We start from the raw sequence: 22914 nt of genomic DNA, 5'->3' as shown, positions 1-22914 counted from the left end.
GCTCGATCAGAACCCGGGCCCGAACAAGACGGTAGACCTCTCCATCAGGAAAGCGCCTCAACACCCGTCCGGAGATCAAGACAGATGTCCCGGCCTCACTCAGCCGCGTCCACAGCCAGCGCAGCATCGTGGGTCTTTTCCAGCCCGTTGCGGGCGATCAGATCGTGAATTGCCTTCTCGAACCGCGTTCGCCGGAAGGCCAGAGTGCCGGGTGGCTTAAGGCGGACGGTCACCTGGGCCGGCCGCGTTGCTCCCGTGCGGAATGTGACCCGAAACGTCATTTCCCCGAGCCGCCATGCCTGGCCGAACCGCACTTCGCTTCCCGCGAAATGACGAAGCGCCGCCCCTGAGCCATCTTTCGAGACCCAGGACCGGACGAGGCGCACCTCCCCTGTCTCATCATCCCGTTCATAAAGATCGGCCGCCGCCGCAACGATCCGGACCTGGGCAATCCGGTCATCATGGGCGTGATTGAAGGCAAAGGTGGACCCGGTCCGGCTGACCGGCTCCAAGGTGTAGAGATCGCGTGCATCAGATCCTGAGAAGAACGCCGGGCGGCCAATGATGTGTTCGGCAAAAAGGTCGGCCACATCTGCCTGGCGTCCACGGGCGACCCCGCCAATTCGCAGAAGGCCTTCGGTGGGCACATACCTCAAGGCAGCGTATTTGACGGCCCGCAAGGTGATGATCTCTTCACGATCACCGGACACGATCGGCGTTGTCGTCACCGGTGCACCATGACTGACGACCAGGTTGATCTCGTCTTCTTCCTGGTAGGGTCCGAGGCGGCAATATTCGCCATGGAGATCCTCCGCGAGCAGGTCCACAAGGGCGGTCTTGAACGCGGTGAGGTTGGCGTCGGTCAGATCTGCAGAAACACCGCGTTCCGGCCCGCGAAACTCGGCCATGGCGTTTGGCGCGCGCAGCGCCTGAAAATCGGCGGCCGCCTCGAAGACCGAATGATGATTGAGATAGGTGTGCAGCGCGACGTGCTTGGCGTCTTGGTGCGCTGGTGCATCCTCCGCGGCGTCGCATCCTTCCGAAAACAGAACAACGCCCTGGCGCCGGGCCTCGTTGAGGATCAGTTGAAGCCCCTCCCCTGTTCCCAGGTCGGCGACCCGATGCAGATCGGCGATGAGCCCTTCGGACCATTCCGTCACCGGCGCCGTGAAATAGGCAGTGGCCGCCTGTCGAACCGCTTCTGCGCCTCCATCAAAGGAGACTGGCGCCTCCTCTTGCCCGCCGTGTCGCGCAAAAAGTTGGGCGAGGAGACCAAGGTCGATCGTGCGCAGGAATTTTGGATTGATGAACTTCTTAAGATCGGACGGCATGCTCCCTCCCCGAATATCGTCAGAAAGGACAGGAGCTTACAGCCAACAACAACCCAGAGTCTATATCTTTGATATCATCCACCTAAACGGAAGTGGGACGGTTTGCATGCGGCGTGAGTAGAGGCATGGGTGTATCCCAGGAGACCCGTGCCCATGAAACGCCCGAACGCCTTGTCGCCAAAGCTTCTGACGCCCAGCGAGCGCCGCACCGAACTGTGTGGCCTGCTGGCGCTTGGGCTGGTTCGGTTGCGGATGCGGGAGATGGGCGAAGTATCTGACGATACTGGAGAACGTTGCCTACACTCTCCGCCCGACCAATGCCGTCATGCAACTCCAACTGACCGGAGAACCGCATGACGACCCACGATCCCATCCCCGCGCGCCTCGCCGCGCTCAAGACCACGTCGACGCCTGACCTGAAAAAGCAGTGGCGCGACCTGTTCGACAGCGAGCCGCCGCCGTTCAACCGACGCTACCTGGAGAGCCGGCTGGCCTATCGTATCCAGGAGCTGGCCTATGGTGGGCTGAAGCCCGAGACGATCCGGCGCCTCGAACGGCTCGGCGAGGAACTGGACGGTGGCGACAGGAAGAAGCGTGGCATGCGCGCCGACCGTGACCGCCCGATCACCGGCACGCGCCTTCTGCGCGAATGGCAGGGCGTCGAACAGGTCGTCACCGTCACAGCCGACGGCTTCGAATGGCAGGGGCGGCCCTACAAGTCACTGTCCGCCATCGCGCGGGCCATCACCGGCACGCGTTGGAACGGCTGGACCTTCTTCGGTCTGAAGAACCACAGGCGGCGGAGATGACGAAGCCGCTGGAAAAATCGAAGGTCGTCCGCAAGTTACGGTGTGCCGTCTATACCCGAAAATCCTCCGAGGAAGGGCTGGAACAGGAATTCAACTCGCTCCACGCCCAGCGGGAGGCCTGCGAGGCTTTCATCGCAAGCCAGCGCTCCGAGGGCTGGGTGCTGGTCCGCGATCAGTATGAAGATGGCGGCATCTCGGGCGGCACGCTTGAACGGCCCGGACTGAAGCGGCTGCTTGAAGACATCGAGGACGGGCTGGTCGACGTGGTCGTGGTCTACAAGATCGACCGCCTCAGCCGCTCGCTGGCCGACTTCGCCAAGCTGGTCGAGGTATTCGACCGGAACGGGGTGACCTTCGTCTCGGTCACGCAGTCGTTCAACACCACCACGTCGATGGGGCGACTGACGCTGAACATCCTGCTCTCCTTCGCCCAGTTCGAGCGGGAGGTGACGGCCGAGCGCATTCGCGACAAGGTCGCGGCCTCTCGGCGCAAGGGCATGTGGATGGGCGGGGTGCCACCCTACGGCTACCGCGCCCTGAACCGGAAGTTGGTGATCGACGAAGAAACCGCCGAGCACGTTCGCTGGATCTTCGAGCGGTTCTTGCGTGTAGGCTCGGGCACGGAACTGGCGCGCGAGGTCGCGAAACGCGGCATCCGCACACCGCGCGGCAACCGGATCGACAAGAAATACATCTATCGGATGCTCAGCAACCGCGCCTACATCGGCGAAGCGGTCCACAAGGGCCAAAGCTATCCCGGCGAGCACGACGCCATCATCGACCGCGCGACATGGGACCGGGTTCACGCCATCCTGCAGGAAAGCCCTCGGAAGCGCGCCGCGCGCACCCGAGCAGAGACGCCGGCGCTGCTGAAGGGGCTGCTGTTCGGGCCCGATGGCGCGGCGTTCTCGCCGACCCATACGCGGAAGGGCGACAAGCTCTATCGCTACTATGTCAGTCAGACCGTGTTGAAGCATGGTGCTGGTTCGTGTCCGGTCGGCCGCGTGCCTGGGGGCGAGATCGAGGCGGCCGTCATTGACCAGCTCCGCGCCGTGTTCCGCCAGCCGGAGATCGTTGCGGGGACGTGGAAGGCGGCACGCGTTCACGCCGGCGATATCACCGAGGCCGACGCCCGCGCGGCCCTGCAGCAACTTGACCCGCTGTGGGACGAACTCTTCCCCGCCGAGCAGGCGCGCATCGTCACGCTGCTGGTCGAACGTGTCGATATCGGCATGGACGGGCTTAACGTGCGCCTGCGCGTCGATGGCCTCGGCAGCCTCGCACGCGAGATGCTGGCCGGCGGAATCGAGGCTGCCGCATGACCCGAGGGACTCCAATCCCAGACACCGTGACGCTCCACGTGCCGTTCAACATCGTGAAGCGCCGCGGGCGGAAGGAGATGCAGCTTCCAGAAAGAGCCATGCAGCCGCGTCGAACGGATAGCACGCTGATGAAGGCACTGGCACGCGCGTTCCGCTGGAAGCGCATGCTGGAATCGGGGGAGTTCAGCACCATCGCCGAACTGGCCGCGCGCGAGGGGATCGCGCCGTCCTACATGACCCGCGTCCTGCGTCTGACCCTGCTCGCGCCCGACATCGTCGAGGCGATCCTGGACGGGAAGCACGGGACGGACTTAACATTAGCAAGGCTGTTAGAGCCATTTCCCTTGGAGTGGAAAAATCAAATCAACAAGCTGAAAGTGTGCAATCTCGTATTGTAATGACGACGTCCCTCATCTAATAAGTTTTACTGTCAAGTTTCTGGTTGGGTATTTTTAAGGCGCATTTTCTAAAGGGTTTGATGTCGACGGGAACTTCAAAAATCCGCAGGCACAGCCGAGCGTTCTATTTTACGGACGAGTGCTTCAAGGACTTCCTGCTTTCTCAATTGCTCAAGATCCCAGGATCACGGGAGAGCGACACGTCGTCCGACGACAATAACGATTGGCAATCCGAGGTCACGCTGGAGGTCGCCCCTCACCCCGACCTCTTGGATACGCAAGCAAAGGTCATTGCACTCGACTACGGCATGCGAAGCGGCAAGGCGAAGATCAAGGTCAGGCGCGCACTTCTCTATTACGCGCTGAAAAGGCTTGGCCTCGACACGGACCCGGCGGCAAGGGCGCCGCAAGACCAGCAGATTGTGCTTCTGAACCGCAAGGCCATCTTTGCCCACGGCGAGGCAGCAAGTAGCTTCAAGGATCAGTTATGAAGGCCTTCGATTTTGACCATCACCTGATCGGGTCCTACGAGCGTTTCTCGCGTTCTTTCAGCGCCATTCGTGCCGAAGATCTTCGTACAGAAATTGACGCGCAGTATGATGCTGGACGATTTTGGCCGGACGCGCTCCTGTCGTTGAACCCGCGGTACCTCTCAGGTCCCACTGTAGACGATCTCGTCATGTCCGGCGATTTGGACGAGGGGACCGGAAGAGTGTTCCGCTTCGGCGAAACACCTCTGCGGTTTCACAGACACCAAGCGGAGTCGATTGCCAAGGCGAAGTCTGGGAAAAGCTATGTGGTCACCACAGGTACGGGCTCAGGCAAATCGCTATGCTTCTTCGTGCCGGTGGTCGATTCCATCATTCGAGCTCTGCGCGCCGGCAAGCCTAGAACAACCCGCGCGATCATCGTCTATCCAATGAATGCTCTGGCGAACAGCCAGATGAAGGAAATCGAGAAATTCATCGGACAGTCAGGGCTTCCGGACGCCCTCAAGCCAGTTGTCAAACGCTACACGGGACAAGAAAGCCAAGAGGAACGTCAACGGATCGCGGCCAATCCGCCAGATATCCTGCTCACGAACTACATGATGGCGGAGCTCCTGCTGACTCGCCAAGACGACCTGGATGCTCAAGTGGTCAAGAACGCGACCGGTCTTGAATTCATCATCCTCGACGAACTGCACACCTACAGAGGGCGCCAAGGCGCAGATGTGGCGGTGCTCGTTCGGCGGCTTCGCGACCGCTGCTCCCCTGACAAGGCTCCGATCTGCATAGGCACATCGGCGACGATGGCGTCAGAAGGCACCGAAGAAAGCCGAGCGGTCGCCGTGGCCAAAGTTGCGACCAGGCTTTTCGGCTCAGAGATCGGCCCAGATGCCGTAATAGATGAATCCCTGCAACGGGCTACTGACGACACCATCAGTCTTGCGCAGGCAACGGCCGCAATCGCTGATGTGGTGCGACAGTCTCTGCCGACGAAACTGGACGATCAGCAGCTCAGGAAGCATCCGCTCGCAGTATGGGCGGAGCTTGCGCTCGGACTCGATGACGGGCTGGAGCTGAAACGAAAGAAGCCCGTCCCCTTCGAGGACGCTGTCAGACGATTGGCCGACGACAGTGGAGTCGACGTGGAACGGTGTCGGACGCAGCTAGAAGGCTTCCTGACGCTGGTAAGCCTTCCCGAAGATCAGCGCGGCGGGACGGGGGACGGAGCGTTTCTCGCATTTAAATTGCACAGGTTCATCTCCGGCGCTGGCGAGATCTTCACCACGCTTACGGACAAGCCGCGTACCGTCCTGTTCGAGGGTCAGCTCGAGGATCCCGATGCTCCGGGCAACCGGCTTTACCCAACACGCTTTTGCAGAAATTGCGGACACGAATACCACGTCGTCACCAAGAACGATGATGATGGCCACATCAGGTTTCTCCCCCGCAATATCGACGATACGCCGCTAGAAACCGAAGACGCCGATGATGTGGCGGGATATCTATGCCCGGCTCCAGACAACGATCCTGATTTCGCATTCGATGGCGACTTGAACGGCTACCCGGAGAGCTGGCTCGAAGAGCGGAATGGCATCGAACGGCTGCGGTCCTATCGCAAGAAGCGCGCGCCCATCTCTTACGTCGTGACGCCAGAAGGCCGGCATGGCGCCGGTGGGAGAGCGTTCTGGTTCATCCCCGGGAAATTTGCATTCTGCCTCTGCTGCAAGGACGAGCCCAACCAGGGGATGCGTGAGCGCAGTAAGCTCGCGGGCCTCTCTGGCGAAGGGAGGAGTTCCGCGACGACCCTTCTGGTGGCCAGTGCTCTCGAGTGGATGAACAAGCCGACGAGCGGCGTTCCAAAGACAAAGCGCAAGCTGCTGGGGTTTACGGACAATCGGCAAGACGCGGCGCTCCAGTCCGGCCACTTCAACGATTTTCTGTTCGTGAGCCTGCTGCGTGGGGCCATTCTGCGGGCGATAATGGCCGCAGGCTCCGATGGGCTGACCGAGGATGAGTTCGGTCTGAGCGTCGTCAAGGCGCTTGGTTTCACGTCTGCAAACAAGGAGGCGCGCGCCCACTGGATGCTCGATCCTTCGGCTGGCGCCGTCATTCGGGAAGACGCCCAGCGCGCACTCGCAAAGGTTCTCGCTCATCGAGTGTGGACTGATCTCCGAAGGGGTTGGCGCTACACCAACCCCAGCCTCTCCGTTCTGAAGCTTCTCGATGTTGACTTCGTCGGCGTCGCCGACATGGCAGCAGACCGAGAAAGGCTGATGACAGTCTTGCCCGAGCTCGGCGATCAATCCGAAGAGCAGAGAGCCATCCTGCTAGAGACCGTGCTGGGCGCAATGCTGGAAGGCCTTGCTGTCAACACGGAGGCCTTGGACCTGACTGTCCTGGACGGCGTCGCGCAGAAATCGCGGTCGCTGTTGCGCGCTCCGTGGGCGATAGATGCCAAGGAGAACCCGCGCGGGCGGTCGTCGCTGCTTCTGCGCGCGCCTGGCAAGCACGCCGTGGGACTTCGGGAGGAACAAACGCTCCTACGCGCTGGCCACAACTCGCGCATAGCTCGGCTTATCAACAAGAAAAGCGTGCTAGGTGCAAAGCTTGGGCGGGACGACTACCTAGAGTTCTTCTCGCGCCTGCTTGAGCTATTCGCCGATGAGGGCTTGATCGTCCCGGTTGAGCTCGACGCTGATCTCGTAGGCTGGCGGCTGACACCCTCTGCCGTCCGCCTTGTCCCTGGACCCACGCTCTCCGACGAGAGCCAGCGGGGAAACCGATACTTCCACGATCTGTACGCATCGATTGCGGACGATCTGGTATCGGGTCACAGCGCTTATTGGGGGCTGGAGGGGCGCGAGCACACCGCGCAGGTTTCCCAAAGGCAGCGTGAATGGCGCGAGTGGCGGTTCAGGTTCGAAGACGACGATCTCGAAAACCTCAGCACTTCGGAGTATCGGACCGAAATCAAGACCACCGGGGAATCCGACCAGTTCCTTCCAGCCCTGTTCTGCTCGCCGACCATGGAGCTTGGGGTCGATATCTCAGCACTCAATGCGGTCTATCTAAGGAACGTCCCGCCGACGCCCGCTAATTACGCGCAGCGCGCTGGCCGCTCGGGCCGGTCTGGCCAGGCAGCGGTTGTGGTGACGTACTGCGCATCGGGCTCTCCACACGACCAGTACTTCTTCGAGCGTCGCAATGACATGGTGGCGGGCGTCGTGCGGCCGCCTGCTTTGGACATTACGAACGAAGAGCTGGTGCGTTCGCACCTGCATGCGGTTTGGCTTGCTGAGAGCCGCCTCGCCCTCAAACCAGACATCCCGGATATCCTCGACCTTGGCGGCGACCGCTATCCGCTGAAGGAAGAGATCCTAGCCACTATTTCCAAATCCGATCTTGTCTCCCGCGCGCGGGCGCCGATGCAAAGAGTACTCGAACAAATTCTGGCTGCTGACCAAGGTGCCTTACCTGTCTGGATGGAGGATCCGGAAGAGTTTGTGCTTCACGTGGCAATGAACGCTCCCAAGGAGTTCGATCGAGCGTTTGACCGGTGGCGCGAGCTCTACAATTCTGCTCGCACTCAGCTGGCCGAAGCCAATGCCCGGTCAGAGATAACAGGGCTCTCGGCTGTCGACCGCCGCAAGATCAAGGCGGCACAGATGCAGGCTAGCGACCAGATTGCGATCCTCGAGCAAGGCAAAGCATCGAACGGATCAGACTTCTATTCGTATCGCTACCTCGCGACGGAGGGCTTCCTTCCCGGCTACAATTTCCCACGCCTGCCGCTCTACGCCTTCGTTCCAGGCGAGGGAAAGACCGGCTCGTTCCTCTCTCGCGCGCGCTTTCTTGCGATATCGGAATTTGGACCGCGAAGCCTAATCTACCACGAAGGTCGCGCCTACCGGGTGATGAAGGCAAAACTCCCTCCCGAGGTTCGCGAGGGCGACGGATCGGAACTCGCGACCAAAGACATCTACATTTGCGCCAACTGCGGAGCGAGTCACGAAGGAGAGGTAGAGCGCTGCCATGGCTGCGACGCACATATGGCCGGAGAGGTGCCAATCAAGCGCACCCTCCGCATCGACAATGTGGAAGCCGCCCCCACTGAACGCATCACCGCGAACGATGAAGAGCGCGTGCGACAGGGCTTCGACATCCAGACCGTTTTTTCGTGGCCGAAGAAAGACGACCAGTTACAGGTCACGAACGCGGAATTCAAATGCGGCGAGACTTCTCTACTCGCACTGCAATACGCCAACAGCGCCGAGATTAGTCGGCTGAACAAGGGTCTGAAGCGCCGAAAGGACCAGACGGTTTTCGGTTTCAACATCGATCCCCGAACAGGCTACTGGGCAAAATCTGAGGACGAGGATGCGGAGACCGACACTCCGCCCGATGTAGTCAAGCCAGTGCGGATCGTGCCGATCGTCAGGGACCGCAAGAACGCGCTTCTGTTCCGCTTCAAGAAGCCGGAAAACTTTGACCCAAGCACGATCACCACCGTTCAGCATGCGCTCTTGCGTGGGATTGAGGTCGTCTACCAGCTTGAAGAAGGCGAAATTCTAAGTGAGCCGCTTCCAGCTCGCGATAACCGCCGCGCCATCCTTGCCTACGAAGCCACGGAGGGAGGGGCCGGTGTTCTTACGCGCCTGATGGATAATCCAGAAGCGATCAGCGAGGTCGCTCGGACAGCACTTGGGCTCATGCACTTCGAAAACATCGACGCGGCGGTCGCAACCGGAGACGCAAGCCTGCTGACCGAGAAGGCAGACGATGCCTGCGTCAGAGGGTGCTACCGCTGCCTGTTGTCGTACTTCAACCAGCCGGACCATGAGCAGATTGACCGCGGCAGCGAGGAGGTTACCCAGCTATTGGTTGACCTTGCGCGCGGTCGCACGGTCCTTGAGCGGCGGGCCGCGCCAGACGGCGCGTCGTCACCGTGGCTGAAGGCGTTTGAGGCTGCTGGTCTCCCGCAGATCGACACCAATGGCCTCAGCTTTGCTGGCACGGAAGCGGAGTTCGCATGGCGGGGGCACTTTGTGGCCGCCACCACCCAGCCGATTTCCTCTGGTGTGGCCAGTGATGCGGCCAACAAGGGGTGGGAGCTATTGGAGCTTCCGGCCTCGTCTGAAGCCGGCGTGCCACAGAAACTACTTGATCTCTTGAAGGGGTAAGCATGGTGCTGAGTTTCTCACCTGGCGATCTGGTGCGCGCCCGTGGCCGCGAATGGGTAACTCTCCCAGCGCCGCGCCAAGGCGTTCTTGCGCTTCGCCCGCTGTCAGGAAACGAGAACGACGTCGTCGTTCTGGACCCCTCGCTAGAAATCTCATCGGTCGAAGCCGCGCGCTTTGATCTGCCCGAGGATGCCCGGAGCACCGTCCAGGCGAAGGCAGCACTTCTGGCAGATGCGCTACGTCTCACACTTCGCCGCGGTGCCGGGCCATTCCGATCTGCCGCGCAACTCGCCTTCGAGCCGCGGACGTATCAGCTTGTGCCGCTTCTCATGGCGCTCAGGCTCCAAGTGCCACGTCTGCTGATCGCGGATGATGTCGGTATCGGCAAGACCATCGAAGCGGGCTTGATATTGCGGGAGTTCATGGACCGTGGCGAAGTCGATGCATTCTCGGTTCTTTGCCCGCCCCACCTCGTGGATCAGTGGATCATCGAGCTCAAGGATCGCTTCGGAATCGACGCAGTCGCCGTGACTTCCGGTACCGCGGCACGCCTCGAACGCAATCTACCGCTCGCACAGACCCTCTTTGACGCCTATCCCTACACGGTCGTGAGCCTTGACTACATCAAGGCCGAGAAGCGCCGGGAGGGGTTCGCGCGGGCCTGTCCCGACTTCGTGATCGTTGATGAAGCCCATGCTTGTGTCGGCACCCACAAGGGCAAGCAGCAGCGATTTGAATTGCTTCAGGGACTCGCGAGGGACACGGAGCGGCGGATAATCATGCTGACCGCCACGCCGCATTCAGGCGACGAAGAAGCATTTGCACGACTGCTATCACTGATCGACCAGGACTTCGGCACGCTCGACTTCGACAGCGCGAGATACCGCGAGCGCCTTGCAAGGCATTTTGTACAGCGGCGTCGAGTGGACCTCGTCGAGGGGGATTGGCACGAGGACAGATCATTCCCGAAACACGAAACCACCGAACATGCGTACCGTCTATCGCCCGAGCACCTGGCATTCCAGGAAGCGGTCCTGGACTATTGCTTCTCGGTAGTCTCGAAGGCTGGGGAGCAGAAGAGGGATCAGCGCCTCGCATTTTGGGGCACCCTCGCTCTCATGCGCTGCGTCGGCTCATCGCCGGCTGCCGCGCTGAGTGCCTTGAGAAATCGTGCTGCCAACGAAGCAGACCGTCTCGAACCGCAGATCTATGACGAAGACGGCGACGACGAAGATGCCGTGGACATCGAGCCGAGTATGGCTTTCTCGGATGATCCCGCGCTCCGTGCTCTCATCGATCAGGCGAGCGGCCTCCTTGAAGCGAAAGATCCAAAACTCGATGCCCTCGTCGGTGCGCTCAAGCCGCTGATCAAGAGCGGTGCCAACCCGGTCGTCTTCTGCCGGTACTTGGCCACCGCCGAACACGTGAAGTCAGGCCTGCGGAGAGCTTTCCCAAAGCTGATCATCGAGTCGGTAACTGGAGAGCTGACCCCGGACGAACGCCGCGATCGTGTTGCCGAGATGGCGCTGGAGGATGCGAAAGAAGGTGTGCAGAGAATCCTGGTGGCGACCGACTGCCTCTCGGAAGGCATCAACCTGCAGCAGCTTTTCGACACGGTCGTACACTACGATCTCTCGTGGAATCCGACCCGGCATCAACAGCGTGAGGGACGGGTGGACCGCTTCGGCCAGCCGGCCGAGCTGGTTCGCTCGATCATGATGTTCTCGCCGGACAGCGCCATCGATGGTGCCGTCCTCGATGTGATCCTGCGGAAAGCCGAGGAAATCCGGAAGGCAACCGGCGTGACGGTTCCGCTGCCCGACGAGCGCGGGCCAGTCACAGACGCCTTGATGTCCGCGATGATGCTCCGCCGTGGCGGGCACAAGCAGCTAACTCTCGACCTTCGCCTGGAGGATGGCACCAAGGTGATGGAAGCGCGTTGGCGCGATGCCAGCGAGAACGAGAAGAAATCGCGTGCCAGGTTCGCCCAAAACGCGATGAAGCCCGCAGAGGTGGCGCCAGAGTGGGACAAGGTCAGAAGCCTGCTTGGCTCGCCCGAGGACACTAAGCTTTTCGTCGAGCGCGCAATGTCGCGCTTCGGTGTGCCGCTAGAGAAAAAGCGGAACGTCATCGTCGCTCACGTTCACGCGCTCCAGCAGACCCTGAAGGAGAAGCTTGAACAGCGCGGCCTCGAGAAGTCCGTCCGGCTCGCCACCTCAGAGCCTGCTCCCTCTGGAACGTCGCTCCTAACGAGAACCCATCCGCTGACGGCATCGCTCGCCGAGAGCCTTGTCGAGGCGTCGTTGGATCAGGAGGCGCTTCCGGACCTCGGCATCGGCCGTGTCGGTGCGTGGCCGACAACAGCGGTCTCGGCGATGACGCGCGTTGCCCTCGTGCGTGTCCGGTACAAGCTCACGATCCACGCCAGAAAAGAGCGGCTGCTTCTGGCCGAGGAAGCAGCGCTGGTTGCCCTCCAAGGCAAGGGCGTCGTGGCGACCGGCGAAGACGTTCGCAACATGCTCAGCACGCCAGCCACTGCCGACCTCGCGGCGATCGCACGAGATCGGATGATCAATGCCGCCAAGGCGGACCTGCCCGACCTCCTCGCTGGACCCTTGGCGGACTTCGTCAAGCAGCGGGCCGCGGAACTCGTCGAGGATCACGCTCGTCTGCGTGCCGCAGCCGGATCCATCTCCCGCGTCAGCGTCGAAGCAGTCCTGCCGCCCGACGTGATCGGCTTGTTCGTCCTCATGCCGGGCGAGGTGTGATCATGGCGCGCAAACCGATCTCCGACATGTCCGCGTGGCCCTCGCTCAGCCTTGAGGGCAACCTGATCGCGCCCGCGATGATCGCCAGGATTGACCAGCGGGACGCTCCGGAACAGGCGCCGGAGGACTACGCCGTCCGCAAGGGTCTCACGATCCGCGAGGAAATCTCGACGGCATTCCGGGTCGGCCAATCTCATTTCGATGCCTTCGCGAAGATCGAGGCCCCCTCGCAGGACGCGACCCGCCGTTTCGTTGCCGCGTTCTTCAAGGAGACCTTCGGCTTTCACGACCTTGCGCCGGCCGCCGCGCCACTTGCCATGATTGCCAGCGGACGGGTTCCAGTGGTCGTCGTGCCGCCTAGCGAGACGCTTGACCGCCGCAGCCCGACCCTTTCCGTCGACCGTTCCCGCTCGCCCGCCTTCGCGCTTCAGGACTACCTGAACGACACTGAAGAAGCGCTATGGGGTATCGTCACCAATGGCACCCACCTTCGCCTCCTGCGGGACAACGCGTCCCTGACGCGCCCGGCCTACATCGAAGTCGACCTCGCACAGATTTTCTCGACCGAGGACATCGCGTCCTTCGCCGCGCTGTGGCTGCTGATCCACCGGTCCCGTTTCGGCGCCACCGACACCCCGGCCACCGACTGCCCGCTCGAGCGGTGGCGCGAGGCTGGCTCCCGCGAGGGCGAGGCCGCACGAGACCGGCTGGCCGACCAGGTCCAGACCGCGCTCAAAGTGCTGGGCTCGGGCTTTCTCGAGGCCAACCCCGAGCTCGCAGCCAAGCTGAAATCCGGTGAGGTGAACCTCACCAACTGGTTCAACGAACTCCTCCGCCTCGTCTACCGGCTGATCTTCCTGATGGTGGCCGAGGATAGGAACCTCCTCCACCCGGCGAAGTCGAAGGCGGAGGCCCGCACGCTCTATGCCGAAGGCTACAGCCTCGCGGCGCTGCGCAAGCAGTGCTACCGCGCTGCCACCTGGGACAAGCACCACGACCGCTACGAGGGCATCAAGATCGTCTTCCGCGCGCTCGCCCACGGGCAGGAGGCGCTCGCCCTCCCGGCGCTTGGCGGCCTCTTCGCCGAGGACAGGCTGCCCCACCTCGAAACCGCCCGCCTGCGCAACCGCGCCATTATGGAGGCGCTCTATCGGCTGTCCTGGCTCGCCGACAAGACAGGAATGGTCCCCGTCAACTGGCGTGCGATGGAGACCGAGGAACTGGGCTCGGTCTACGAGTCCCTTCTCGAACTCCAGCCGCAGCTGGGCGACGACGGCAAGACGCTCGTCTTCGCCTCCGAAGCGTCCGAGCAGAAGGGCAACCAGCGCAAGACTACCGGCTCCTACTACACGCCCGACAGCCTCGTTCAGGCGCTGCTCGACACGGCACTCGACCCCGTGCTCGACAAGACCGAGGCCGAGGCGGACGACCCCGCCAAGGCGCTGCTGAAGCTCTCGGTCATCGACCCCGCCTGCGGGTCCGGCCACTTCTTACTGGCCGCCGCTCGCCGCATCGCTACGCGGCTCGCGCGTATCCGGGCCGAGGGCACGCCCGCGCTCGCAGACTTCCGCCATGCGCTGCGCGATGTCGCGCGCTGCTGCATCCACGGGGTAGACCGCAACCCAATGGCGGTGGAGCTAACCAAGGTAGCGCTCTGGATCGAGACGGTGGACCCGGGCCTGCCCCTCGGTTTCTTCGACGCGCAGATCCGCTGTGGCGACGCGCTGCTGGGGGTTTTCGACCTGAAGGTTCTGGAAGAAGGCATTCCCGATACCGCCTACAAGCCGCTGACAGGCGACGACAAGGACATTGCCAGCATCTACAGGAAGATCAACGCCGCGGCGAAAGCCGGACAGGGCGGGTTCGACTTCGGGACCGGGCTCAACAAACTGCCAGAGACCAAGCCGTTCGCTGTCGACTTCTCCGGCTTCCGCGAATTGCCCGAAGACACGCTGGACGAAATCGGCGCCAAAGCTGCGCGCTTCAAAGAGCTTCGCAATAAGCAGGACTTTGTCCGGGCAAAGGCGGCTTGCGACCTTTTCATTGCAGCATTCCTGCTGCCCAAGACTGGCCACGCCCCAACAGGTCCATCCGAACGGACTGTCCCGACGACCGAAGAGATCTGGATGGCTCTCAATCAGGGCAAGATTCGGAACGCGATGGTCGATGCCCCCAAAGTTGCGCGCGAAGCCCGGGCCTTCCATTGGCCGCTTGAGTTTCCGGACATCATTCAGCGCGGCGGCTTCAACGTAGTGCTCGGCAATCCACCATGGGAGCGTGTGAAATTACAGGAGCAGGAATTCTTCGCGCTTCGGGACGCAGAAATCGCAACCGCGAAGAACGCTGCTGCTCGCAAGAAGCTGATCGAACAGCTGAACGACACCAACCCGCGCCTGGCTAGGGAATGGCAGGATGCGCTGAGAACCGCAGCGACTGAAAGCCATTTCATGCGAGAGTCCGGGCGCTTCCCGCGAGGCGGCGTTGGAGACGTGAACACCTATGCGGTTTTCACCGACCACTTCTGGCAGTTGACGCAGCCTACTGGATACGCCGGACTCATCATACCCACCGGATTAGTCAGCGGCTTCACTTACCGTGCTTTTCTGGCTGAGCTACTTGGCACTAAGTCTCTGGTTGCTTTCTTTGGTTTTGAGAACGAGGATCTGATATTCCCGCACATCACCAATAAGGTGAAATTCGGACTGCTTACCATGGCAGGCCGAGCAGTTAGGATAGAACAACCCTGGTTCACTGCGCACATAAGGCAACCGGCAGAGATTTCTGATCCAGCAAAACGCTATTCGTTGACCGTAGACGAAATCAGAGCGATCAACCCAAACACTCTAAACCTTCCGGCTTTTCGTTGGACGCGGGACGCAAAGGTGACCGCCACAATCCATACAGCGGCACCGATTCTTGTCGAAAAGCAGGACAACACGGTTCTGCGGAACGATTGGAATGTCCGGTTTCGGCGAATGTTTGATATGGCAAATGACTCGGGCCATTTCATAGACCACGAGGACATCGCACCGCAGATCAAAGAACGTCGGGCCGCGCTCGCGGTGCTGCGGGACGGTCGCCAAGTCTACCCTCTCTATGAGGGCAAGATGTTCTGGCATTTCGACCATCGGTACGGAACCTATGAAGATCAGACCGAGAAGCAGGCGAATAAGGGCGTTCTCCCCAGGGTTGCGAACGAGCAGCACGCGGATCCCCTCTATCAAATCCAGCCGAGGTACTGGATCGACGCTTCCTTGACGGAGGCGGCTCTATCGGAAGAAGCGTCGCACAGGTGGTTTTTCACCTGGAGAGACCTTGGGCCTTCGGAACGAAGCTTGGTCGGAACAATCATCCCTAGGAGCGCGGCGGGACACAAAGCACCCTTGATGATCTGTGATCATTCACCAGCCGAACGGGTTATCCTTGCCACGGTATTGAGCAGCTTGGTTGCTGATTACGCAGTTCGCCAGAAGACGAATGCTATGACGTTTTTCGTCATGGAGCAGGCTGCTGTGTTGAGCAAGGAATCGCTGAGCGAACCAGTTACTTGGCTCGGTGAGACGGCGAGTGACTGGCTTCTGCCACGCGCGCTTGAGTTATTCTATACGAACGATGAGCTTTACGCGCTCTGCGAAGACCTTGGTCGCACGCACCCACCGTTTTTTTGGAACACGGAGCGCAGATCTCTGATTCAAGCCGAAATCGATGCAGCGATGTTCCATCTCTATGGGCTGAATAGAGAACAAGCGGATTGGGTCCTCGATTCATTTACAGTGCTGCGAAAATACGAAGAGCGCGACCATGGCGAGTTCCGCACAAAGCGGCTGGTCCTAACGGCTTACGACGCAATGGCGGAGGCGAGGGCATCAGCTACCGTGTACCAGACGACTCTGTCGCCGCCGCCGGCAGATCCAAGCCTATGTCATCCCGCGTCTGCTGGTGAGTTCGCGCAGCAATGATCGAGGCACCCCAATCCTTTGTAGTCCGTGAGGAATGCGGGAAGGCCGCGTTCCAGAACGGCTTCCGCCGCAAGCGGGAGGAACGCGAGGGATGGGCCGGCTTCAGCTCGACAACGGTGCCCGGCACAATCCATCTCGCCGCGGCAAGCGCACAGGGCCCTTGGTTTCTCGCCCTCGACCACACGGGCGTCGTCGAAGAGCTCGATATACCTGTCGTGGACATAGCGGGACCAGGTCTTGCCCGCTACGCCTTCGAGACGCTCGGCCAGGTCTATGCCGTGTTGCCGCGCATCTACCAGCTGGCGGCAAGCCTGCCCGATGCCCCGCTTCAGGAGTTCGAGACGAAGGTCAAGGATCTGCCGAAAACGACCGAAGCCGAACGGCTTGTCGTCCAGCGCATCGGCCAAGACATCTTCCGCTCGGGCCTGCTCGAGTATTGGCAGGGCCGCTGTCCACTGACGGGAATCTCGGATGAGCCCCTTCTTCGCGCGTCGCACATCATTCCCTGGAAGGACTGCGAAAGTGACGCCGAACGCCTCGATGTTCACAACGGATTGCTTCTCTCGGCACTCTGGGACGCCGCGTTCGACCGTGGGCTCGTAAGCTTCGACGACGTCGGCCAGCCGATTTTCTCTCCCGCCCTTGGCGAGCACGCCCGCTCGGAACTTCGCTGGCAGCAGCCGATCGCGTTGACCGAGAAGCACCGTGCTCGCCTTGCGTGGCACCGCTCTCACCTATTCAAGGCTGAACAGTAAGCGTGCGGACTCGCCCGGCGAAGCTATCCAATCTTGGCGCCCCAGAAGGACGTTTGGTCGGCTGCGAAATAGCCGTCCGCGGCGCGGAAGTTGCCTTGCAGCTCCACGGTGTCGCCGGCGGTGAGCAGCGACACCAGCGTCTGCAGCCAGAGCGCCGTCGCCTCGGAAACATGCGCGCCGAAGAGATAAGTGCCGTCGACCCGCGCCATGAAATGGTCATTCACGTTGTCGAATGCGCTCTGATCGTTGTAGTCGGTATTGTCAAGGCAGTTCTCCGTCTAGGTCCCTCATCATGGCACTGACTTCTTCGAGCTACTCGACACGGTGATGTCCGACTGGGAGCATCAGAAGCAGAGACTGGAACGGGCCATGGCGTGAGAACTTCCGAACCCGGTCGCAAGAGACGCAAACGCGACCCCGATCCAAGCAATTTCAGAGCCTTGTATTTTTTTATTATTTACATGGGCTTATGAGAAATTCACCAAATCCGCGCAGTCATGAGGTCCGGAGAATATCACCCCTGAGAGACCCCTTCTGGACCACCTGGCGCAGAGCCCAGTGCTCAGCCCCTCCCGCATAACCCTCGAAAACAACGGAAAAATCCGGCCGCAGCCGGATCGGGAGAAAGCTTTCGCGAGGGCAAGTGGCGGTGGGGGTGTCCGCCATAATAGCGTTTAACGTATTCCAAATACGTCCATTTAATTATCTGATTATATTTGACTTATTCCCCATTAGCGTCCATTTTCTTCCAAACTGAAACGGCTTATTCCGCGTTTTTTTGGGGGAAAGATTGGGGGAAGGAAGTTCGAATCCGAAAAGGCTTTCAGCGGCTTTTGTCCGGTCCGTGAAGACGCCTGGAAAGTACCACGACAACACCGGCACCGGCCTTTTCTTGCGCGTCGATCCTGGCGGCGGCCGGTTCTGGATACAGCGAACCACGATTGATGGCAGGCGGCGAGAAATCGGCTTGGGCAGTTTTCCGACTATTTCGCTAGCCGATGCGCGGGAAGCGGCAAACGAGAACAAGCGGCTTATTCGGGCTGGCCACGATCCGATAGCGGCCAAGCAACGGGACAGGCGCGTTCTGACCTTCTCGCAAGCGGTAGAGCGATACCTTGAAAAGAAGGAAGCCGAGTTCCGCAATGAAAAGCATTTGAAACAGTGGCGCTCGACGCTGGACACGTATGCGTCTCCGATCATTGGCAAGATGCAGGCGCAAGCGATCACCCTGCCGGATATCGTGAAAGTGCTAGAGCCGATCTGGACCACGAAAACGGAGACGGCCAGCCGGTTGCGGGGGCGCATTGAATCCGTTCTCAGTTGGGCCACTGTGGCGGGATACCGAACGGGCGAAAACCCGGCACGATGGAAGGGCAATCTTGACGCGGTTCTCCCAAAACCCGGCAAGGTGGCGAAGGCCGGAAACTTCCCGGCCGTTCCGATCAAAGAAGCCGCTGACTGGTTCGAAAACTTGCAAAGCCGGGACGGCATGGCCGCGCAAGCCCTGCAATTCCTGACGCTTTGCGCAAGCCGGTCCGGCGAAGTGCGCGGCATGACGTGGCAAGAAGTGGACTGGGAGGCGGATGGCGGGCCAATCTGGACCATCCCGGCTATTCGGATGAAGTCCAGCAGCGAACACCGGGTTCCGCTTTCGAAAGCCGCACAGAGGATATTGGAACGCCTGCCACGGATGAAGGGCACGGACTATGTCTTCTTTGCCCCGATGGGCGGCCAGCTTTCGGATATGACAATTTCGGCAGTCATGCGCCGGATGCAGGAAACGGCCGTGAAGGAAGGCCGGACAGGTTGGCTTGATCCAAAAACCAAGCGGCCAGCGGTTCCGCATGGATTGCGTTCTACCTTCCGCGACTGGTGCGCCGAGAACGGAATTGACCATGTGCTTGCGGAAATGGCGCTTGCACACCGGGTCGGTTCCGATGTGGAGCGGGCATATCGGCGGAGCGATCTGTTGCAGCGGCGGCGGGACTTGCTGGAACAGTGGAGCCGGTTCTTGAAAGGGCGCGCATAATGTCAAAAGACGCACAAGCGACCGAAATCATTCGAGAGTTTTTCCCTCAGTATCGCGGGAATATCGAAGTTTCCGCTTACCTGTTGGCGCTACCTTGGCACAATGTGTCAATGCCGGTTTCAGTCCTGCGGACCAAAGGCGGGCATCCCGAAAACAGTGAGTTGGTCCGGTTGGAAACCATAAGGCGGCTGGCGCGGGACCTTTGCGTGGAATATTCCCGCATTCCATTGGGGTTTAGGCCGCCGAGTAATAATTTCCAACTTCGGTTGATGGAAATAGTTCATGAGCTAACCGGCTTTGAACAGCTAAATATTCATGAAAAACGGGAATGTATATTGGATCAAATCGAAGTCAAAATTAAACAATCAAAGACCATTTCTGGAAAGAAATATTCAAACGATCACAATAAAAAAGTTTCTTTAGTTGATCATTGCAAATGTTTTTGGGAGCAACACGGCAATAGAGAGATTTCTTATTATGTTAATGAAGCTTCGGCTTTTAGTAATTTTGTGCAAGCAATCATTGATTTACATGACTTAGGCTGGAATGCCGGTTCAACTATTCGGGTTTGGCGCGATTTTCACAACGTGGACAGAAACGAGGAATTTTAGGCCGTAAGTGTCCATGAGATAACTTCGGGCGGCCAATACCTTCCAAATCATCACAAAGCAAAATGTGAGGTTTGGAAATGCAAGAGACAGTTCTCAGACTGCCGGACGTGGTAAAGCGCACCGGCCTCAAAAAGTCTTCAATTTACAATTACATGACGGCGGGCGACTTCCCGACGCCTTTCAAGATCGGCGCACGCGCTAACGGCTGGTCCGAGCAAGAGATCAACGCTTGGATTGAAAGCCGGAAGGCTTGCCGGGGGGGCGCGCAATGAGCCTTCGCACACCGACCGAAATTCATGCCGATGTTAAGCGGATCGAAGCCGGGTGGGATCTCGTGCACAACGATTACTTTATACCGCCAGAGCACGAAATCCTGCTGTATCAAAGCCTTATCGCCGAGCTTGCGGCTGTTCCGGCTGTCACCTACCGTGAAATCGCAATTAAGTTGCACGTTGGAACCCAGGAAGGCGCGGGCGCCTATCATGACGCCTTGATGGAAAGCGCTTGGGACGATGCGGACCGGCTTCTTTCGAATGAACCGACTGCGTCTTTCAAGAAAATGCTTGAGGGCCGGACCCATGCGCTGCGGTCTCGGAGATTTGCCGAGCGCGCGCGGAAAAGCGGGGCCGCGTGATGAATCAGGAAACAGAAAAGGCCGGAGCGGCGAACTCCGGCCTTCTGATCAACCAAAATCATTGGGGCGATGTTGGTATCTTTACACCAGAAAACGATATCCAAAACGGCGCGATTGATCAAGCAAAAATCCAAGCTTTCAGCCAGGAATTGCTTGCGATGGCGCTCTATACCGCCAGCCATGGAAAGCCGGTCTTTCCGTGCCGGTCCGACAAGCGGCCTTACCTAAAAAACGGCTTCAAGGGCGCGACCACTGACCCGGACCAGATCCGGGCTTGGTGGACGCAATGGCCGCTTGCCATGATTGGAATGCCAACCGGCGCGGTAAGCCAACTCATTGTTTTGGACGTCGATCGCAAGAACGGGGTGGACGGGCTTGCCAATCTGAGGGCGGTGGGAATCGACCCTTTTGCATTGACCCATGTTGTCAGCCGAACCCCGAGCGGAGGGCTACACTTTTTCATGCGACACACCGGTAAGCCGGTCAAGAACAGTGTTGGGGTATTGGCGAAGGGCGTCGATGTCCGAGGGGATGGCGGATATGTTGTTCTCCCCCCTTCCCGGCCGTTCTTCACCGGGCCTGATTATGCGTGGGAGGTGTCCCATGGATGATTTGGGGGACGTGCCGTTTTATTCTGAAAATTTGATCCGGCTGGAGGAAACGCAGCGCGGGCGGAAGTGGGCACAAAAGGCATTGCGAAGCGAATGCGAGACCGTGGCCAAAACCCTGAGCGGCGGGCGGAATGACGCGCTCAACATTGCGGCGGTCAAGTTGGGGCACAAGATAGCGGCGGGCTATCTGACAAGGTCGGAAGTCGAAGAGGCGCTTGAACAAGCGGCAAGCGATTGTGGCTTGCTTCATGACGATGGATTGAGCGCGGTCCGGGCCACGATCAAAAGCGGGCTGGAAGCGGGGCTGAGAGATCCGCAGCACCCGCAAGAACGTCCAGAGTACGCCAGCCATGGCGGGCGGCAGGAGCGGCAAGAACGGCCAGAACCACGGCAGAGCAAATTCTTCAGCGCCGCGGATCTTGCAGGAAGGCCGGTTCCCGATCGGGAATGGCTGGTGAAGGGCCTTGTCCCTCAAAACACTGTCACGTTGTTCTCAGGCGATGGCGGCACCGGCAAGAGCCTGCTGTCCCTGCAAATGGCGGTAGCAGCGGCCACGGGCACAAGGTGGCTTGGGCACGCGGTGAAGCAAGGGCCAGCCATATTCATGTCGGCCGAGGATGACGAGGGCGAACTGCACCGGCGCCTTGATGACATTCTGACGGCCGAGATGCTTGCCTATGACCAGTTGGAAAAGCTGACCATTCGGTCCCTTGCGGGCGAGGATGCGCTTCTTGCGCTGGAAGACAAGTATAGCCTGGTGCAATCCGCCTTGTTCCATGAGCTTGATCAGCGGGCGGTGGAAGATGCGCCGGGATTGATTGTCCTGGACACATGCGCGGATTTGTATCCGAGCAATGAAAACGACCGTGCCAAGGTTAGGCAGTTCGTGGGCATCTTGCGGGGGCTGGCGCTCAAGCATCAATGTGCGGTTGTGCTGCTTTCCCACCCGTCGCTTACCGGGCGGAACAGCGGAACCGGCGAATCCGGATCGACGGCCTGGAACAACTCTGTCCGGTCCAGGCTGTATCTGCAACGGTTGATCGTTGACGGATACGAACCGAACACAAAAGCACGGACGCTCAGTGTGAAAAAGGCGAATTACGGCAGCACTGGCGGGCAGATATCCCTGCAATGGGAGGCGGGCCGGTTCGTCGCTGAGGCAGAGCCCACGGGCATGGAAAAGTTCGCACAAACAGCAAAGGCGGAACGCGTGTTCTTGAAGTTGCTGGATCTGATGCGCGAGCAAGGGCGGACGGTAAACGCAAAAAGCGGGGGTTCCTACGCACCAAGCGTATTCGCCAGCCATCCCGATTGTGAGGGCATCAGCAAGCGGGCTTTTAGGAACGCCATGGAGGCATTGCTTGCGCGAGGCGATATCGTCACCAGGGAGCACGGCTCGCCATCGCGCCGCGTCTCCTATCTGGCGCGACCTGTTGAGGAGGAGGAGGAGGTGAAGGATTGACCTTCATCTCCCCTTCATCTCCTAAAATCCCCTCCTTCATCTCCCCTTCACCTCCCCTTCATCTCCACCCCAAAACCCCTTCATCTCCCCTTCATCTCCCTTCTGTCACATCTCCCTATAACCCTATAGGGAGGTGAACCCCCCGCCTGGGGGGCGGGGGTTCCCCCCCTAAGCCATGGCAGGCGCAAGGGGCGTGGACTGGGGCTAAACTGGCGCAAGTTGCGCCAGATTACCAAGGCGCAAAGCACACAAAAAGTAGATGGCATGCATCTGGTCCCAATGCCGCGCAATATTATTACACGGGGGGACCGGTGTGGGGACACTTCCTTTCGCGCTCCTGAATGGCCGGTAGGGGGTACGTAAACTCTGGCGGCAAAGCCGGAGGATCGGCGCGGGGAGCAGTGCTTTCATAAACCGTCCGAAAAAAGGTTTCAGACCTGGGGGGGGTGGTCAATTCTTTAGAATGAAAGGTTTAGGGAACGGCGCGGGGAGAAGCGATTAAACGCTAACACAGTTTTTTCACGCCCGCGCGCGAGGTAAGAAGCAAAAAGGAGCCG

Annotated in this window: 16 protein-coding genes; 14 read left to right on the top strand and 2 right to left on the bottom strand. The window is 60.0% G+C overall.

Translation table 11 applies throughout. From position 1 onward, the window contains the following. Positions 1-95 precede the first annotated feature (95 nt). Entirely contained in the window at positions 96-1331 is a 1236-nt protein-coding gene (locus F0184_RS19515) for a hypothetical protein (RefSeq protein ID WP_150497832.1), read from the bottom strand. A 353-nt stretch (positions 1332-1684) separates the two neighbouring features. Here F0184_RS19515 and F0184_RS19505 point away from each other — a divergent pair, with 353 nt between their 5' ends. The 8 genes from F0184_RS19505 to F0184_RS19470 all read left to right on the top strand — a co-directional run bounded on the left by F0184_RS19505 (position 1685) and on the right by F0184_RS19470 (position 17010). Continuing rightward, positions 1685-2140, top strand: a complete 456-nt coding sequence (locus tag F0184_RS19505) for a DUF2924 domain-containing protein (RefSeq protein WP_150497830.1) — start codon at positions 1685-1687, stop codon at positions 2138-2140. Beyond that, the gene (locus tag F0184_RS19500; protein ID WP_150497829.1) at positions 2137-3462 is read left to right on the top strand and encodes a recombinase family protein; all 1326 of its coding nucleotides are present in this window, start codon (positions 2137-2139) and stop codon (positions 3460-3462) included. The genes F0184_RS19505 and F0184_RS19500 overlap by 4 nt, the downstream gene beginning before the upstream one ends. A 38-nt stretch (positions 3463-3500) precedes the next feature. Further along, positions 3501-3860: a hypothetical protein gene (locus F0184_RS19495; RefSeq protein WP_244299365.1), complete on the top strand. Its 360-nt coding sequence runs from the start codon at positions 3501-3503 to the stop codon at positions 3858-3860. An 80-nt stretch (positions 3861-3940) separates the two neighbouring features. Further along, the gene (locus F0184_RS19490; protein ID WP_208998573.1) at positions 3941-4351 is read left to right on the top strand and encodes a BrxR family transcriptional regulator; all 411 of its coding nucleotides are present in this window, start codon (positions 3941-3943) and stop codon (positions 4349-4351) included. Further along, on the top strand, positions 4348-9528 hold the full coding sequence (locus tag F0184_RS19485; protein WP_150497827.1) for a DEAD/DEAH box helicase: 5181 nt from the start codon (positions 4348-4350) through the stop codon (positions 9526-9528). Before F0184_RS19490 ends, F0184_RS19485 begins: the two co-directional genes overlap by 4 nt. Positions 9529-9530: 2 nt before the next feature. Beyond that, positions 9531-12296, top strand: coding sequence for a DEAD/DEAH box helicase (locus F0184_RS19480; RefSeq protein ID WP_150497826.1), 2766 nt, complete (start codon positions 9531-9533; stop codon positions 12294-12296). Between the two features lie 2 nt (positions 12297-12298). After that, complete coding sequence (locus tag F0184_RS19475; RefSeq protein ID WP_150497825.1) at positions 12299-16255, top strand: Eco57I restriction-modification methylase domain-containing protein; 3957 nt, start codon at positions 12299-12301, stop codon at positions 16253-16255. Next, a complete protein-coding gene (locus F0184_RS19470) occupies positions 16252-17010 on the top strand; it encodes an HNH endonuclease (protein ID WP_150497824.1) in 759 nt (252 codons plus the stop codon). The genes F0184_RS19475 and F0184_RS19470 overlap by 4 nt, the downstream gene beginning before the upstream one ends. Before the next feature lie 23 nt (positions 17011-17033). Here the strand turns inward: F0184_RS19470 and F0184_RS19465 are convergent, their stop codons facing one another. Further along, the gene (locus tag F0184_RS19465; protein WP_150497823.1) at positions 17034-17219 is read right to left on the bottom strand and encodes a hypothetical protein; all 186 of its coding nucleotides are present in this window, start codon (positions 17217-17219) and stop codon (positions 17034-17036) included. Positions 17220-17788: 569 nt separating this feature from the next. Between F0184_RS19465 and F0184_RS19455 the strand changes: the two genes are divergently transcribed. The 6 genes from F0184_RS19455 to F0184_RS19430 all read left to right on the top strand — a co-directional run bounded on the left by F0184_RS19455 (position 17789) and on the right by F0184_RS19430 (position 22357). Further along, positions 17789-19039 carry a tyrosine-type recombinase/integrase gene (locus F0184_RS19455; RefSeq protein ID WP_425299515.1) on the top strand — a complete coding sequence of 417 codons (1251 nt, stop codon included), beginning with the start codon at positions 17789-17791 and terminating at the stop codon, positions 19037-19039. Next, positions 19039-19650 carry a hypothetical protein gene (locus tag F0184_RS19450; protein ID WP_150497821.1) on the top strand — a complete coding sequence of 204 codons (612 nt, stop codon included), beginning with the start codon at positions 19039-19041 and terminating at the stop codon, positions 19648-19650. Before F0184_RS19455 ends, F0184_RS19450 begins: the two co-directional genes overlap by 1 nt. Before the next feature lie 77 nt (positions 19651-19727). Further along, positions 19728-19922: a helix-turn-helix transcriptional regulator gene (locus tag F0184_RS21145; protein WP_150497820.1), complete on the top strand. Its 195-nt coding sequence runs from the start codon at positions 19728-19730 to the stop codon at positions 19920-19922. Continuing rightward, positions 19919-20284 carry a transmembrane 9 family protein gene (locus tag F0184_RS19440; RefSeq protein WP_150497819.1) on the top strand — a complete coding sequence of 122 codons (366 nt, stop codon included), beginning with the start codon at positions 19919-19921 and terminating at the stop codon, positions 20282-20284. The genes F0184_RS21145 and F0184_RS19440 overlap by 4 nt, the downstream gene beginning before the upstream one ends. After that, on the top strand, positions 20284-20895 hold the full coding sequence (locus F0184_RS19435; protein ID WP_244299374.1) for a bifunctional DNA primase/polymerase: 612 nt from the start codon (positions 20284-20286) through the stop codon (positions 20893-20895). The genes F0184_RS19440 and F0184_RS19435 overlap by 1 nt, the downstream gene beginning before the upstream one ends. Further along, positions 20888-22357, top strand: a complete 1470-nt coding sequence (locus tag F0184_RS19430; RefSeq protein WP_206668386.1) for an AAA family ATPase — start codon at positions 20888-20890, stop codon at positions 22355-22357. The genes F0184_RS19435 and F0184_RS19430 overlap by 8 nt, the downstream gene beginning before the upstream one ends. Positions 22358-22914: the final 557 nt, after the last annotated feature.

Origin of the sequence: Roseibium aquae (genome assembly GCF_008711285.1) — a bacterium.
In the GTDB taxonomy this organism is placed as follows: Bacteria; Pseudomonadota; Alphaproteobacteria; order Rhizobiales; family Stappiaceae; genus Roseibium; species Roseibium aquae.
The sequence above is the reverse complement of the archived record's forward strand: the minus strand, read 5'-3'. Positions and strand labels throughout refer to the sequence as shown.

Bases quoted from the DNA above. Each gene is read 5' to 3' on its own strand.
- F0184_RS19440 (WP_150497819.1), top strand. From the start codon at position 19,919: ATGAGCCTTCGCACACCGACCGAAATTCATGCCGATGTTAAGCGGATC.
- F0184_RS21145 (WP_150497820.1), top strand. From the start codon at position 19,728: ATGCAAGAGACAGTTCTCAGACTGCCGGACGTGGTAAAGCGCACCGGC.
- F0184_RS19430 (WP_206668386.1), top strand. From the start codon at position 20,888: ATGGATGATTTGGGGGACGTGCCGTTTTATTCTGAAAATTTGATCCGG.
- F0184_RS19490 (WP_208998573.1), top strand. From the start codon at position 3,941: ATGTCGACGGGAACTTCAAAAATCCGCAGGCACAGCCGAGCGTTCTAT.
- F0184_RS19505 (WP_150497830.1), top strand. From the start codon at position 1,685: ATGACGACCCACGATCCCATCCCCGCGCGCCTCGCCGCGCTCAAGACC.
- F0184_RS19435 (WP_244299374.1), top strand. From the start codon at position 20,284: ATGAATCAGGAAACAGAAAAGGCCGGAGCGGCGAACTCCGGCCTTCTG.
- F0184_RS19485 (WP_150497827.1), top strand. From the start codon at position 4,348: ATGAAGGCCTTCGATTTTGACCATCACCTGATCGGGTCCTACGAGCGT.
- F0184_RS19470 (WP_150497824.1), top strand. From the start codon at position 16,252: ATGATCGAGGCACCCCAATCCTTTGTAGTCCGTGAGGAATGCGGGAAG.
- F0184_RS19465 (WP_150497823.1), bottom strand. From the start codon at position 17,219: ATGGCGCGGGTCGACGGCACTTATCTCTTCGGCGCGCATGTTTCCGAG.
- F0184_RS19480 (WP_150497826.1), top strand. From the start codon at position 9,531: ATGGTGCTGAGTTTCTCACCTGGCGATCTGGTGCGCGCCCGTGGCCGC.
- F0184_RS19515 (WP_150497832.1), bottom strand. From the start codon at position 1,331: ATGCCGTCCGATCTTAAGAAGTTCATCAATCCAAAATTCCTGCGCACG.
- F0184_RS19450 (WP_150497821.1), top strand. From the start codon at position 19,039: ATGTCAAAAGACGCACAAGCGACCGAAATCATTCGAGAGTTTTTCCCT.
- F0184_RS19500 (WP_150497829.1), top strand. From the start codon at position 2,137: ATGACGAAGCCGCTGGAAAAATCGAAGGTCGTCCGCAAGTTACGGTGT.
- F0184_RS19475 (WP_150497825.1), top strand. From the start codon at position 12,299: ATGGCGCGCAAACCGATCTCCGACATGTCCGCGTGGCCCTCGCTCAGC.